General features: G+C 63.3%; 13 protein-coding genes. 4 read left to right on the forward strand and 9 right to left on the reverse strand.

The genetic code is table 11. From position 1 onward, the window contains the following. Positions 1 to 45: 45 nt before the first annotated feature. Positions 46 to 774: an acetoacetyl-CoA reductase gene (gene phbB / locus ACX3M4_RS19440; RefSeq protein ID WP_459354637.1), complete on the reverse strand. Its 729-nt coding sequence runs from the start codon at positions 772 to 774 to the stop codon at positions 46 to 48. Between the two features lie 121 nt (positions 775 to 895). Next, entirely contained in the window at positions 896 to 2,077 is a 1,182-nt protein-coding gene (locus ACX3M4_RS19445) for an acetyl-CoA C-acetyltransferase (RefSeq protein ID WP_459354638.1), read from the reverse strand. Between the two features lie 296 nt (positions 2,078 to 2,373). Between ACX3M4_RS19445 and phaR the strand changes: the two genes are divergently transcribed. Further along, on the forward strand, positions 2,374 to 2,958 hold the full coding sequence (gene phaR, locus ACX3M4_RS19450) for a polyhydroxyalkanoate synthesis repressor PhaR (protein WP_459354639.1): 585 nt from the start codon (positions 2,374 to 2,376) through the stop codon (positions 2,956 to 2,958). Positions 2,959 to 2,976: 18 nt separating this feature from the next. Beyond that, positions 2,977 to 3,480 (forward strand): GNAT family N-acetyltransferase, encoded by a 504-nt coding sequence (locus ACX3M4_RS19455; protein WP_459354640.1) that lies wholly within the window; start codon positions 2,977 to 2,979, stop codon positions 3,478 to 3,480. A gap of 698 nt (positions 3,481 to 4,178) precedes the next feature. Here the strand turns inward: ACX3M4_RS19455 and ACX3M4_RS19460 are convergent. After that, positions 4,179 to 4,613 (reverse strand): GlcG/HbpS family heme-binding protein, encoded by a 435-nt coding sequence (locus ACX3M4_RS19460; protein WP_459354641.1) that lies wholly within the window; start codon positions 4,611 to 4,613, stop codon positions 4,179 to 4,181. A gap of 225 nt (positions 4,614 to 4,838) precedes the next feature. On the opposite strand from ACX3M4_RS19460, the gene ggt reads away from it, so the two are divergent. Both ggt and ACX3M4_RS19470 read left to right on the forward strand, forming a co-directional pair. Then, positions 4,839 to 6,434, forward strand: coding sequence for a gamma-glutamyltransferase (gene ggt, locus ACX3M4_RS19465; RefSeq protein ID WP_459354642.1), 1,596 nt, complete (start codon positions 4,839 to 4,841; stop codon positions 6,432 to 6,434). Positions 6,435 to 6,533: 99 nt separating this feature from the next. Next, positions 6,534 to 7,919 carry a multicopper oxidase family protein gene (locus tag ACX3M4_RS19470; RefSeq protein WP_459354643.1) on the forward strand — a complete coding sequence of 462 codons (1,386 nt, stop codon included), beginning with the start codon at positions 6,534 to 6,536 and terminating at the stop codon, positions 7,917 to 7,919. 13 nt (positions 7,920 to 7,932) lie between these two features. On the opposite strand, the gene ACX3M4_RS19475 is transcribed toward ACX3M4_RS19470, so the two are convergent. The 6 genes from ACX3M4_RS19475 to ACX3M4_RS19500 all read right to left on the reverse strand — a co-directional run bounded on the left by ACX3M4_RS19475 (position 7,933) and on the right by ACX3M4_RS19500 (position 12,943). Beyond that, positions 7,933 to 8,247: a hypothetical protein gene (locus ACX3M4_RS19475; protein WP_459354644.1), complete on the reverse strand. Its 315-nt coding sequence runs from the start codon at positions 8,245 to 8,247 to the stop codon at positions 7,933 to 7,935. Between the two features lie 249 nt (positions 8,248 to 8,496). Further along, on the reverse strand, positions 8,497 to 8,829 hold the full coding sequence (locus ACX3M4_RS19480) for a hypothetical protein (RefSeq protein WP_459354645.1): 333 nt from the start codon (positions 8,827 to 8,829) through the stop codon (positions 8,497 to 8,499). A 245-nt stretch (positions 8,830 to 9,074) separates the two neighbouring features. Next, positions 9,075 to 9,716 carry a 3'-5' exonuclease gene (locus ACX3M4_RS19485; protein WP_459354646.1) on the reverse strand — a complete coding sequence of 214 codons (642 nt, stop codon included), beginning with the start codon at positions 9,714 to 9,716 and terminating at the stop codon, positions 9,075 to 9,077. 18 nt (positions 9,717 to 9,734) lie between these two features. Then, positions 9,735 to 10,262, reverse strand: a complete 528-nt coding sequence (locus ACX3M4_RS19490) for an MAPEG family protein (protein ID WP_459354647.1) — start codon at positions 10,260 to 10,262, stop codon at positions 9,735 to 9,737. 175 nt (positions 10,263 to 10,437) lie between these two features. Further along, positions 10,438 to 11,976 (reverse strand): M48 family metalloprotease, encoded by a 1,539-nt coding sequence (locus ACX3M4_RS19495; protein WP_459354648.1) that lies wholly within the window; start codon positions 11,974 to 11,976, stop codon positions 10,438 to 10,440. Then, positions 11,969 to 12,943, reverse strand: a complete 975-nt coding sequence (locus tag ACX3M4_RS19500) for a hypothetical protein (protein WP_459354649.1) — start codon at positions 12,941 to 12,943, stop codon at positions 11,969 to 11,971. Before ACX3M4_RS19500 ends, ACX3M4_RS19495 begins: the two co-directional genes overlap by 8 nt. Positions 12,944 to 13,177 lie beyond the last annotated feature (234 nt).

Here is a 13,177-nt window from a genome sequence, read left to right on the forward strand (position 1 = left end):
AAAAGGCGCCGCAGCGGGCGCCTTTTCCGTGCTGGTGACTTGGCCTCAGCCGTTGGCGATGTACTGGCCGCCGTTGATGGTCATCACGGCGCCGGTCATGAACGCGGCGGCGTCCGAGGCGAGGTAGACCACAGTCTGGGCGATTTCCTCCGGATGGCCAAGACGGCCGACCGGGATGCCGGAGACGATGGACTGCAGCACCTTTTCCGGCATGGCCGCGACCATGTCCGTGTTGATGTAGCCCGGGCACACGCAGTTGACGGTGATGCCCTTGAACGCATTTTCCTGCGCCAGGGCCTTGGTGAAGCCGATCACGCCGGCCTTGGCGGCGGAATAGTTGGCCTGGCCCATCTGGCCCTTCTGGCCGTTGATCGACGAGATGTTGATGATGCGGCCGGAGCTGCGCTCGCGCATGCCGTTGATCACCGGCTTGGTCATGGTGAACATGGAATCGAGGTTGGTGGACATCACCTCGCGCCACTGTTCGAAGCTCATCTTGTGGAACATGCCGTCGCGGGTGATGCCCGCATTGTTGACGAGCACTTCCACCGGGCCCAGTTCGCTTTCCACCTGGGCAATGCCGGCGGCGCAGGCATCCGGGTCGGAGACGTCCCACTTGTAGACGTGGATGCCGGTCTCGGCCTTGAAGGCCTCGGCCTTTTCTGTGTTGCCGGCATAAGTGGCCGCCACGGTATAGCCTGCGTCCTTCAGCCCCCGCGAAATCGATTCGCCGATACCGCGCGTGCCACCCGTGACCAATGCGACCTTGCTCATTCCCCTTCCTCCTGACTTCCAGTTCCGGCCCTGTGGGCTCTGTCACTCTTTGACGTTCTTGCAGTTATGGTTGAATCGCGTCCGGATGCAACCGGACGCGATCCTATCTGCTTGCGACCGATCAGCGCTCCAGGCACATAGCAACGCCCATGCCGCCGCCGATGCACAGCGTGGCGAGGCCCTTCTTGGCGTCGCGGCGGTTCATCTCATGCAGCAGCGTGCAGAGAATACGGGCACCGGAAGCGCCGATCGGGTGGCCGATGGCGATCGCGCCGCCGTTGACGTTGACGATGTCCGGGTTCCAGCCCATGTCCTTGTTGACTGCGCAGGCCTGGGCGGCGAAGGCTTCGTTGGCTTCCACAAGATCAAGGTCGGCAGCGGACCAGCCGGCCTTTTCCAGCGCCTTGCGGGAGGCCGGGATCGGGCCGGAGCCCATGATCGCCGGATCGACGCCTGCGGTTGCCCAGGAAGCGATGCGGGCGAGCGGCTTGAGGCCGCGCTTTTCGGCTTCCGCGGCGCTCATCACCAGGATGGCGGCGGCGCCGTCATTGATGCCGGAGGCGTTGGCAGCGGTCACGGAACCGTCCTTGGTGAAGGCGGGACGCAGCTTGGCAACGCTGTCGAGGGTGGCGCCGTGGCGGATATATTCGTCATCGGCGACAACGCGCTCGCCCTTGCGTTCCTGCAGGGTCACCGGGGTGATCTCGTCCTTGAACTTGCCGGCCTTCTGGGCGGCTTCCGCCTTGTTCTGGGAGGCAACGGCGAATTCGTCCTGCTGGTCGCGGTTGATCTGCCACTTCTCGGCAACGTTCTCGGCGGTCTGGCCCATGTGATAGCCGTTGAAGGCATCCCAGAGGCCGTCCTTGATCATGGTGTCGATCATCTTGTAGTCGCCCATCTTGTAGCCGGCGCGCATATGGGCGCAGTGCGGCGACAGCGACATGTTCTCCTGGCCGCCCGCCATCATGATGGTGGCGTCGCCGGTCAGGATCTGCTGCGCCGCAATAGCAACGGTGCGCAGGCCCGAACCGCAGACCTGGTTGAGCGTCCAGGCGGTGGCGGCATCGGAAATGCCGGCATTGATCGCTGCCTGACGGGCCGGATTCTGGCCCTGGCCGGCGGTCAGCACCTGGCCGAACACCACTTCGTCGACGTCGCCGCCCTCAACGCCGGCCTGTGCCATGGCAGCTTTCATGACGATGGCGCCCAGATCATGCGCCGGGGTATTGGCGAAAGCGCCGTTGAAGGACCCCACGGGCGTGCGGGTCGCACTGACAATGACGATATCGGTGAAAGCGCTCATCATACTCTCCAGGACTTATGGCCGTTTTGGCCGTAGTGGGCTGGCGCCGTTACGGCACCTGTTTCCCCCGTTTATGCTTGGACTAGAACTTGCGGTGCGATTTGTGTCAACCGTATCACTCCGTATCGGCGACCTCTTTTCGCATTTGCGGCATAATCCTTTCGTCGGCGCACATAAAATGCTGGCACGACCCGTTGCGATTGGCATAGTCTCATAGCCGGAGGAGATGACAGGCCTGCGAAAGCCTTGTCGTCAAATGGGAAACTAGCCACAAGGCTGACAGGCGGAACTCACGGATGGCAAAGACCAGCGAGCCGACAATCATCAAGAAATACGCCAACCGGCGGCTCTACAACACGGGCACCAGCACCTATGTCACGCTTGAGGATCTGGCGGTGATGGTGAAGGGGGAAGAGGACTTTGTCGTCTATGACGCAAAGTCCGGCGAGGACATCACCCGCTCCGTGTTGACCCAGATCATTTTCGAGCAGGAAGGCAAGGGGCAGAACCTGCTTCCGGTCACGTTCCTGCGCCAGCTGATCCGTTTTTACGGCGACAGCATGCAGGGGCTCGTGCCGAGCTTCCTGGAATATTCCATGACCTCGCTCACCAAGGAGCAGGAAAAGCTGCGCTCGCAGATGAGCGAAGCCTTCGGTGCCACCGCCTTCGAGGCGATCGAGGACCAGGTCAAGCGCAACACGGAAATGTTCGAGCGGGCGATGAAGATGTTCATGCCCTTCCCGACCGGTTCCGGCGAGCAGGCACCGTCCGCCACCGGGGCGGCGAAGCCCGCCAAGAGCGGCGGCTCTGACCTCGACGACATGAAGAAGCAGCTGGAAGAAATGCAGAAGAAGATCAACCAGCTCTCCGAAAAGTCCTGAAGACGGCCCTTGCCGTCCATGTCTGACCCTCGTGCGCCCGCGCCATCCGTGCGCCTTACTGCGTTGGGCGCCGTTCCGGAAGTGCTGGAGGAGATCGAGCGCTGGTATTGCGCGGAATGGCCCGGCTGGTATGGCCTTGCCGGGCCCGGCGATGCCCGCCGCGACCTGGACCGCTGCCTGAACCCTCCTGGGCGGTTGCCGCGGTGTCTCATGGCACTCAATGCCGACAATCAACCGGTCGGAACAGTTTCTCTGCGGGATACGTCCCCGGGCTCGGACCGTTATCCGGGAGCTTGGCTCACGGCGCTTCTGGTGCCTCAGGATCAGCGCCGGACGGGTATCGGCACGTTGCTGATCGAAGCCGCAGAGCTGGAAGCGATCAGGCTTGGTTTTCCGGAAATTCTGACGGCGACCGCATCGGCGCAGTCGCTCGTCCTCAAGCGCGGCTGGCAGCAGATCAACCTGCTGCAATCGGCTTCAGGTCCTTTGGGGGTTTACCGCAAGGTCCTGGGAGCTGATTGAGCCGGGTATATTGCCTTGCTTCGCGGGATCAATCGCCAGGTTCTGAAAACGGCATCTGCTTCAACCACAGCCTCATCCTGAGGAGCGCGCTTGCGCGCGTCTCGAAGGAGGGGCCGCTTGTTCAGGAGAATGCCGCCGATCCTTCGAGACGGGCCTTCCGGCCCTCCTCAGGATGAGGTCGGGGGGGAGGAGCCGATTTTGAAACAAGACTGGTCCAGACCCCTCACCCGCAGTCGGCGTCAAGGCCCGCAGCTTCGATACGCGGGATCAATCGTCAGGCCTTGAAAAGCAGCATCGGCTTCAACCACGTCCTCATCCTGAGGAGCGCGCTCGCGCGCGTCTCGAAGGAGGGGCCGCTTGTTCAGGAGAATGCCGCCGATCCATCGAGACGGGCCTTCCGGCCCTCCTCAGGATGAGGTTGGGGGGAGGAACCGATTTTGAATCAAGACTGGTCCAGACCCCTCACCCGCAGTCGGCGAGGAGGCCCGGGGCTTCGATACGCGGGATAATCTTCAGGCTTTAGAAAAGCAGCATAGGCTTCAACCACGCCCTCATCCTGAGGAGCGCGCTTGCGCGCGTCTCGAAGGAGGGGCCGCGGGCTCAGGAGAATGCCGCCGATCCTTCGAGACGGGCCTTCCGGCCCTTAGGATGAGGTTGGGGGGAGGAGCCGATTTTGAAACAAGACTGGTCCAGACCCCTCACCCGCAATCGGCGACGAGACCCGCAGCTTCGATGCCGGCGACAGCGCAGGCTTCGTCGTTGTCGGAGGTGTCGCCGGTGATGCCGACGGCGCCGACGGTCTGGCCCTCGCTATTTCTCACCAGAACACCGCCCGGAACCGGGATGATGGCGCCGCCCGAGGCGCCGTTCAGTGCATTGATGAAATGCGGCCGCGTTTCCGCATTGGCATTCAGCCACCTGGTGCCCGTGCCGACGGCGAGCGCGCCGGTGGCCTTGCCGGTGGCGATCTGCGGCCGCAGGATCGAAGACGCGTCCTGGCGCTTCAGCAGCACCAGATGGCCGCCGGCATCGAGCACGGCGATCGTCAGTGGCTTCAGTTTCAGCTCCGCCGCCTTTGCCAGCGCGGCGGAACAGATGGTCTCCGCCGTTGAAAGTCCTAAGCCGAGTGTCATGGAATTCCTCCCTGTCGAGTGGTCGAACCGATGCCGTGCCTCGGAGCCTCACCTGCAAGGGTTGGCCGGTTCCGCGTATGGGTTTGCGCATTGCGCAAGTTCTTCTTAAGGTGCTGCGCGCGATGTGGATTTGCTAACAGACCAGAGCGTTGGCGAATAGGCGGCATTGCCAAGAAGCTATTGCGGCATTTAGGAACAAATGCCGTTTCGGGCGGGAGGAATTCAGTGAAGCGTGATTTTGAGGCACCGGGCCGGTCCCCGGTCTTCGCGCGGGAAGGTGCGGCTGCGACCTCGCATCCGTTGGCCACCAGCGCGGCCCTGGAAGTGCTTCAGGCGGGCGGCAACGCGGTCGATGCCGCGATTGCGGCCGTCGCTGTCCAGTGTGTCGTCGAACCTCACATGACCGGTATTGGCGGCGACTGCTTTGCCATCGTCATGGAACCGGATGGACGCCTGACCGGCTTCAACGGCTCCGGTGCCGCGCCGCGTGCGGCAACGCCGCAGAAACTGGCTGAGCTCGGTGTCACCGAAATCACCGACACGTCGCCGCATGCGGTCACTGTGCCCGGCGCCGTCCGCGCTTGGGAGACGCTGCTGAAGGCGCATGGAACCCGGGATTTCAAATCGCTGCTGCAGCGGGCGATCCAGTATGCCCGAGACGGCTTTCCGGTGGCACCGCGTGTTGCCCGCGACTGGGCCGAGGTTGTCGGCAAGCTGCGCTCAGACGAGATTTCGGCCGCGCGCTATCTGATCGACGGCGAAGCGCCGAAGGCGGGAACGATCCTCAAATATCCGCGGATCGCCGAAACCCTGTCGATGATTGGAGAAGGCGGCGCGGACGCCTTCTACCACGGCAAGATCGCCGAAGACATCGTGGCTGCGCTGCAGTCCCGCGGCGGGCTGATGACCCAGGACGACCTTGCCGCCTGCCACACCACGGCAGTCTCGCCGGTGATGCGCGATTACAAGGGCTATACGGTCGCCGAGCTGCCGCCCAATGGCCAGGGCATTATCGCGCTGATCATGCTCGGCATCCTGGAGCGCTTCGGTCTTGAAAAGCTCGATCCGCTCGGACCGGAACGGTTCCATCTGGAGATGGAGGCGGCGCGGATCGCTTATGCGGTGCGCGACCGTTTCGTCACCGATCCAGGCTATATGGATGTGTGCCATTCCCGGCTGATCGGCGAGGACTATCTCGGCCAGCTGGCCGCAATGGTCTCTTTGGACAAGCGCATGGCCTCGGTGCCGGAAGCCGCGCTGGCACCGCAGACGGACACGGTCTATCTGACCGTGGTCGACCGGGATGGTCTTTCCGTTTCCTTCATCAATTCGCTCTTCAGCGATTTCGGCAGCGGCATCGTTGCTCCGGATACAGGTGTGCTGCTGCACTGCCGCGGCAAGTCCTTCAAGGTGGCGCCGGGACATGCCAATTCCATCGACGGCGGCAAGCGGCCGCTGCATACGATCATTCCGGCAATGGCGCTGAAGGACGGGTCGCCGTTCCTTTCCTTCGGTGTGATGGGCGGTCATTACCAGGCCTGCGGTCACGCACATCTGCTCACCAACATCATCGATTACGGCATGGATGTTCAGGCGGCGATCGACTGTCCGCGCATGTTCTTCGACCTTGCCAGCCACGACCTGCAGGTGGAAAGCCGCGTCCCGGCTGCGACCCGCAGCGGGCTGGAGGCACTCGGCCACAAGGTGGTGCCGGCGGCCGGCCCGATTGGCGGGTCGCAGGCGATCATGATCGACAGGGCACGGCAGTTGCTCACCGCCGGATCGGATCCCCGCAAGGACGGGCACGCGGCCGGGTACTGACCGGCCGCAGATGGCGGTGCCGCGTCAATTTGAACCTTGAGATCGCGGCGCTCCGGGTGTCTGGTGCCTGCGGACGCGCCGATATCAGATGAGGTAAAAATGCCCGGATTTTCGAGACGGGAGGTCCTGCTCGGCGGAGCCGGTGCGTTGACCGCCTTTGCGGCCGGTGCGTTCGGGGCCCGGCAGGCACAGGCTGCCGACCACGCGCTTACCCTTTCAAGGCTCAGTCACGGCATTCTGCCGGAGGCGGCGACCAAAAACATGATGAGCTTCCTGCCGGATGCAGCGCCGCCCGTTCTGCGGTTCAGGCAGGGCCGCAAGACCACCATTGACGTTACCAATGCGCTGGACGAGGCGACGACCGTACACTGGCACGGGCTCCGGATCGCCAATGCCATGGACGGCGTGCCGTATCTGACCCAGTACCCGATCGAGGCCGGCCAGTCCTTCCGCTACGAATTCACCCCGCCCGATGCCGGCACCTTCTGGTATCACCCCCATTGCAACACGCTGGAGCAGATCGCCCGCGGTCTGACAGGTGTCATGGTGGTGGAAGAAGAGGAGGATCCCGGCTTCGACCAGGACCTGCCGCTTAATATCCGCGATTTCCGGCTTGGTGGCGACGGGCAGTTCATTGCCTTCTACAAGGCGCGCAATCTGGCGCGCGGCGGCACGCTCGGCACGGTATCGACCGTGAACTGGCTGGTGGATCCCGTCTATGAATTGCCGGCCGGCAGTCTTGTACGCCTGCGGCTTGCCGTGACGGATCTCACCCGGATCGGCACCTATTCGATCGCCGGGGCCGAGGCGCAGGTGATTGCGCTCGATGCCAACCCGCTGCCAAAGCCGCTGCCGGCAAGCGGGATTGTGCTGGCACCGGGCCAGCGCGCCGATATCGCGCTCAGGGTGCCGGATGGCGAAAACGAGGTGGCGACACTGCTTCTGCAAAAGCCGAATGGCGACAAGGTGCTGGCCAGGTTCCAGCCGCGCGGTGCAAGTGCTGGCCGAACCCTCAAGGAGCTGAAACCCCTGCCGCCGAACCCGGTGCCGGAAGCGGATCTCGGCAATGCCGAGGTACTGGATTTCGTCTTTGGCTGGTCGCCTGAGGGAGACGCGCCACAGGCCAGCATCTGCGGTTCGCTTGGGTATACGTTCTGGTCGATCAACCGGGTGGCCTGGGGCGGCGACCGGCCAGGGCCGCTCGATCCGCTGGCAACGCTCCGTCACGGCGGATCCTATATCCTGCGGTTCCGCAACGAGACGCCGAACGATCACCCGATCCACCTCCACGGCCTGTCCTTCCGGCTGCTGCGCTCCAACAAGCGCACGCTGCCGCCACTTGTCACAGACACGGCGCTGCTTCTGGAAGAGGAAACGATGGAGGTTGCCCTCGTCGCCGACAATCCGGGCGACTGGGCATTTCATTGCCACGTGATCGAACACCAGAAAACCGGCCTGGCCGGTTTCCTGCGTGTTGCGGGGTAACTCGTAAGCGTGGTCAGGCCGACAGCGACACCGTATAGGAACGGTCGTCGTCTTCCGAGGCAGCGGCGTATTGTGCCAGGTGCTGCCGGCGCTCCATGTCCGTTTCATAACCGAAATCGCGGCTTGCCAGCAGCTGGGTCGCATATTCGGCATGCGAGCCGGAGTGCAGGTCGCGCTGCAGTTCCGCGTAGGCGATATTGGCGGGCATCCGGTCGACGCCGAAGGCGCCCATCGACTGTGCGAAGAGATCCGGGTTCGGAATATAATCGGGCACCGGCTTCTGCCGGATGCGCAGGGGGCGAAGCGCGGAAACGGGTTTCACTTGCATCTTGATCTCCGTGGCGGGCCAGTCCGTGGCCATCTGTCGGAGGTCCGGAGGACTCCGGATCTGTGTTTCAATATAGGGTGCCCGGCAACAGAAAAATGTGACGCGCGTCACACTTTTGCGGGGTCCGGGTCGGCGGTTGCTGCCTTGAAACGGCTGTGGGCCGTCGCAAGTTCCAAAAAAAACCCGGGGCAGGGCCCCGGGCTGAAGGTCTCCAGTGGTACTTCTGGATCTTGAATGAAGTCTCGCGGCCTAGCGCTCCGTCTTCAGGAGGTGCCCGGCGGCGCGGCGGCGCGGCAGGGCGGCTGTTGCGCGGTAAGAGTTGATCCCGGTCAGGGGTTCTGTTTGCCTGCGCGACCTTGTCTGGGGCTCACCATCGCGGGTGGCGATCAGGTGGGCGAGGAAAATCGAGTTCGGATGGTAGCGCGTGGAGAAGGAGCGTTGCTCGCGCTCCAGCTCGGGCTGAACCGGCACCGGCAAATAGGACGCGAAGTCGGCCTGGCGCTGGTTCTCTTCTTCTCCCGAAGAGAGACGCTGGCGCCTCACATTGGCACGGCCTGCAGATGTCACAGGGGTTACACGCACGTTTTTCCGCCTCGTTGTTTCAGAATGGCACGCTCAAACCTGCCTTGCCTGAAACGTCGCAATCACCGTGCCAGATTAACCTGTCGTTAACCTTTTGTCCGCAGAAATCCGCCAAATCGCATTAATAAAAGTTAACGTACTGGCGCGATATCGGACACATCACCGTTGAAACGGGGAAAGCGGTGGTAACCGGAAAAGAGGATTGAATTCGTTTTGGGACGTGCGAGTGAGTCGCTCCCGCCGGGTCAGGCGGGAACCGGACGGTCGACACTCAGGGGCAGGGTGAAGTCGCTTGCGCTGAGGTTTTTCGCTCGCAGCAGGTGTTGCAGGGTCAAGGCAACAGACATGGCATCGTCGAGTGCATCATGCTGCTGCCGTTGCGCGCCTTCTATTGCGTAGTAGTCGGCCAGGCGGCCGCTGGTGGTCTTCTTCAGATCCGCATAGGGCATGCCGCCTTTCAGCAGCAGCCCACAGGCATTGCCGAACCTTGACGCCGGGATCAGTCGCGGAACGCCTTCCACGTAGCAGCTTGTGCCGAAGAGCGTCAGCTCGTCCTTGCCCCACGACCACAGGGTCGCTCCTTGCGAGAAATCGTCGAAACGTTCCACCGCCTCGGCGAGGGAAATGCCGTCCCGGTCTATGGACATCTGGCTGATGCCCGTCAGTTCGGTGAAATAGGGATCAAGCGGCGTGTCGCTGCCGAACCGGTCCCTGGGTTTGATCAGGACCTGGAAAGTTCCGCTGATCGCGTGGTCCGGCTCGAGCGACAGCTTGACGGCACCGATCTGCGCGACATTGGGATCAGGATCGAACGGCCCGCACCACATCCGGTTCATGGCGCCCTGCGTGGTCAGGTATTCGCAGTCGAAGATGATCGCGTGGGACATGCTGAGGGAATCCGCTGGTTAGAATACGGTCAGAGCGACAGTTGCAAGGAACAGGAGTGCGGTGGAATAAAAGGTCAGCGCAAAGCCGAGCGCACGCGCGGCGGCGCCTTTTGCATAGCCGTGCCAGAAAAGGGCCCGCCCGACCCAGAAGAGGACGGCAGCGGCGGGCAGAGCGCCCAATAGTGCGGCCGGGGCGAGCAGCGCGAAGGCGAGATAAGTGAGCGCCGCCAGCACTGTCTGCTCCAGCGTGTTCTGCAGCACGGCCTGAAGCACCCTCGCCTTATCGGTGCCAGCCGTCAGGCCGCTGCCGTCGATATCGGCCGGCGTGAAGAAACGATGCCGCGCAAGCAGGCCGATGGCGGCAAGCAACCAGAAGGCGACGGTGAGCACGCATCGGCCGGCGAGCAACATCCTGCCTTCGAAATCCGCGTCAGGCAGCCAATCCACCGGCGCCAAAAAAGCGCCGTAGCCAAGGCCCGCGGCCGCCAGCACCACCGCGGCGATCATGCCTTTCAGGACACCGTGCTGTTTCTGGGACAGGGACATGGATGCTTCGGTCTCCGGTTCGTCCGGATCAGAGGATCACAGCGGAGGGCAAAAGAAAAGCGCGACCCTTGGGCCGCGCTTCTTGTTCTTGCCCCTCGATCGTCATCCCGGACCTCCGCTCCGCCGCGTCCGTGATAACGGCATTGAGGCAAAGCCAGGCCGGTCCCGAGCGCCGTCAGTCCACAACCAGCTTGATCGCCGTTCCTGTCGGGATGGTCTCGTCCGGGTTGAGGTCGTTGAGGATCGAGAAGAATTCGAGCCGGCGGGAAGGTTCGACACCGCTCATGCCGATGGCGAGCATGCGCGGCGTATCGCCGGACTTCGCCTCGACAACCTTGATCCGGAGCGAGCGCAGCCGCGCCCGTTCCGTCGGCGACAATTGCTGGAAGCTTTCGACGGTTTGCCGGAAATCCCGGTCGAACGTGTCGTTCGGAGACCGGCTGGCGAAGATGAAGCGGTAGCCGGTGCGGCCGATGCGCACGACGGCGATCCGGAAGGACCAGCCCTGGGTGATGGCCGACCCGGTGACGGCAGCAAGGCCGTTGATCGTCGTCTCGCGCACGCTTTCCGGCAGCAGCCCGTTGATCCAGCCCGAATTCATGTAGTCGCGAAGGCTGGAATAGCTGCTGACATCGGCGCCGTCGAACCGAATGGCGGTTCCCTCGCCGTTGCTGGCCAGCACCGCTTCGGGCGTGTTTTCAAGGATGTATCCGGCAGGAACCGTATAGCCGATGCCAAGCGCCTTGTGCAGGAACGAGCGGCCGCGCACGAACCCTTCCAGCGGATCGTCGCCGAATAGCATGCCGTTGATCATGCTGAGATACCGCTCGCGGTCACGCTCGCCGATACCGGGCGCACCGATCTGGCGGGCGGACCGCACGGCAATCTGCAGCCGTTCAGGCGTCGAGGGGTGCGAGGACAGGAAATCCGGCGCGGAGGAGCCTGACTTGTCGGCCGACTGATAGCGGGCAAAGGCCGCCATGGATCGCAGGAAGCGGGCCGCCGCGTAAGGGTCGAACCCGGCCCGGGCCAGGGTCTTCACGCCGATCGCATCCGCCTCAAGTTCCTGCACCTGGCTGAAACGGGCAAAGGAGAGCTGCGAGGAAATGATCGCCTTGCGGGCCTCTTCGCTGTCCTGCACCACATCCGTCAGGATACGGTTGGCCAGTTGTTTGGCTTCCGCCCGTTCCTGGCGCTTGATCGCATGGCTGGCGGTGACATGGGCCATTTCGTGTGCGAGGACCGCCGCCACTTCCGACGTGTCGTTGGCAAGGGCCAGCAGGCCGCGAGTGACATAGAGGTAGCCCCCTGGCAATGCAAAGGCGTTGATCGCCGGAGAATTCAGGATGGTGATCTTGTAGCTCTGGGTGGGATCCTCGGAGGCGGCGACGAGCCGGCCAACAACGCTGGCAACTGCCCGTTCCGCTCCGGCATCCTTGTAGACGCCGCCATAGGTGGCAACCACCCGCGGGTGTTCCCGCTCACCGATATCGGCGGCAAGGTTCGGCCGCAGCGTGCCTGGAGAGACGTTGCCGACAGAGGGGCCATCGCCGAGAAGCTGGCAGGACGCAACAAGCAGCGACAGACCGCAGGCGGCAAGGTTGCGCAGCCAGCTGTGCCGCGGTCCAGCGGTATGCGCCGCTTCCTGCCCGCCATGCGTCTTCCGCAATTGGCCGTATGCCGATTTGACCGCCACGTCCTGAGCCTTATTCATCCAGTACCACCAGTTGCTCCGGATAGCGGAGCGCCATCGACGGCCCGTCCTGCTCCTGGACATAGCCGCGCAACTCGACAAGTTCACCTGCAAGTGTGTCCAGCGTCCGGCCGGACCGGCCGAGGGCCGCGTCGAAGGCCGCTTCGTCCGAGGCGTTCAGGGTGACCGTGAAATCCGTTTTCCAGTATTTTCCGAAGTTCAGATAGCGGGTACTGCGGGTTTTTCCAAGGGAAACAACACGTCCACGAGCAATTACATAGCGCCCTTCGGCGCCTGCGAACAGATCCGGTGCCGCTGTTGCAAAGATCAGCCTCGGCTCCGCCATGCCCCAGGCTCCGGCTCTTGCCTGCCGCGCCGCCGCTTCTGCCCGGCGAAGCGCGTTGGCACAGGCCTCTTGCGCATGAACCGGTGCGAACAGCGCAAGCCCCCGCTCCAGCTGCTCCGCCTGCAGAAGATTTTTGGCACCCATCGTGCCCGAAACGATCCAGGCCGGGATCTCGCCCCAGCGGTTCTCCGGCCCGAGCGGCACGGCGAAATGGTGCGCCGCAGCCTTTTCGGTTTCATCGAGCGCCATCACACGGTCTTGCCCCGGCAGGTGCAGATCGCTGGCAAAATAGGCCTTGCCGCTCTCATCCACGAAGGTGCCGTCAGCCGGGCGATAGGTCACGGATATAAGTTCAGGCTCCGGACCGAGGCACGCGCCCAGGACATCATCCGGCTGCGCGGGCTCAGGCCCGGCAGGAGAAGACACGTGTGTGGCGATGCTCGGCCCAACGCGCAGGGCTTTTGAAGAAACGGCGGTGACGGCCGCACTTGCCGCCGCAAGCATGGCGGGTGCCGCCAGCATTTCCGCGCTTTGCGCCGTTGAGGAAAGCAGCAGTGGAGCTGCCATTGCCGCCAGGAGTGCCGCGAACAAGGCTGCCAGACGATGGACCGTGCCCGTACCGGCGTTTGCCAACGAAGCCAATATCAAACGCTTACCCTGCACCGTCTCCCCGTTCTGCCCCATTACCGCGCGCAGCCGCCTTTAAGGCCGCGGCAGATCACCTGCACCGCCCGCTCCCGGGCGCTCATTGGGGCGACGCCGAACGGCAAACGCTGACGCGTCCGCTGCCAGGTCTCCGGCCAAGCTTCAAGAAAGCGGTCACATGAATGTCCTTGCTACGCACGGAATACGGCAAGTCCAAGACAATCCTGCAAA

The sequence above is a fragment of the Roseibium sp. M-1 genome, from assembly GCF_054515675.1.

Coding starts and splice junctions, on each gene's coding strand:
- phbB (WP_459354637.1), bottom strand. CDS start 774: ATGAGCAAGGTCGCATTGGTCACGGGTGGCACGCGCGGTATCGGCGAA.
- ACX3M4_RS19445 (WP_459354638.1), bottom strand. CDS start 2,077: ATGAGCGCTTTCACCGATATCGTCATTGTCAGTGCGACCCGCACGCCC.
- phaR (WP_459354639.1), top strand. CDS start 2,374: ATGGCAAAGACCAGCGAGCCGACAATCATCAAGAAATACGCCAACCGG.
- ACX3M4_RS19455 (WP_459354640.1), top strand. CDS start 2,977: ATGTCTGACCCTCGTGCGCCCGCGCCATCCGTGCGCCTTACTGCGTTG.
- ACX3M4_RS19460 (WP_459354641.1), bottom strand. CDS start 4,613: ATGACACTCGGCTTAGGACTTTCAACGGCGGAGACCATCTGTTCCGCC.
- ACX3M4_RS19470 (WP_459354643.1), top strand. CDS start 6,534: ATGCCCGGATTTTCGAGACGGGAGGTCCTGCTCGGCGGAGCCGGTGCG.
- ACX3M4_RS19475 (WP_459354644.1), bottom strand. CDS start 8,247: ATGCAAGTGAAACCCGTTTCCGCGCTTCGCCCCCTGCGCATCCGGCAG.
- ACX3M4_RS19485 (WP_459354646.1), bottom strand. CDS start 9,716: ATGTCCCACGCGATCATCTTCGACTGCGAATACCTGACCACGCAGGGC.
- ACX3M4_RS19490 (WP_459354647.1), bottom strand. CDS start 10,262: ATGTCCCTGTCCCAGAAACAGCACGGTGTCCTGAAAGGCATGATCGCC.
- ACX3M4_RS19495 (WP_459354648.1), bottom strand. CDS start 11,976: ATGAATAAGGCTCAGGACGTGGCGGTCAAATCGGCATACGGCCAATTG.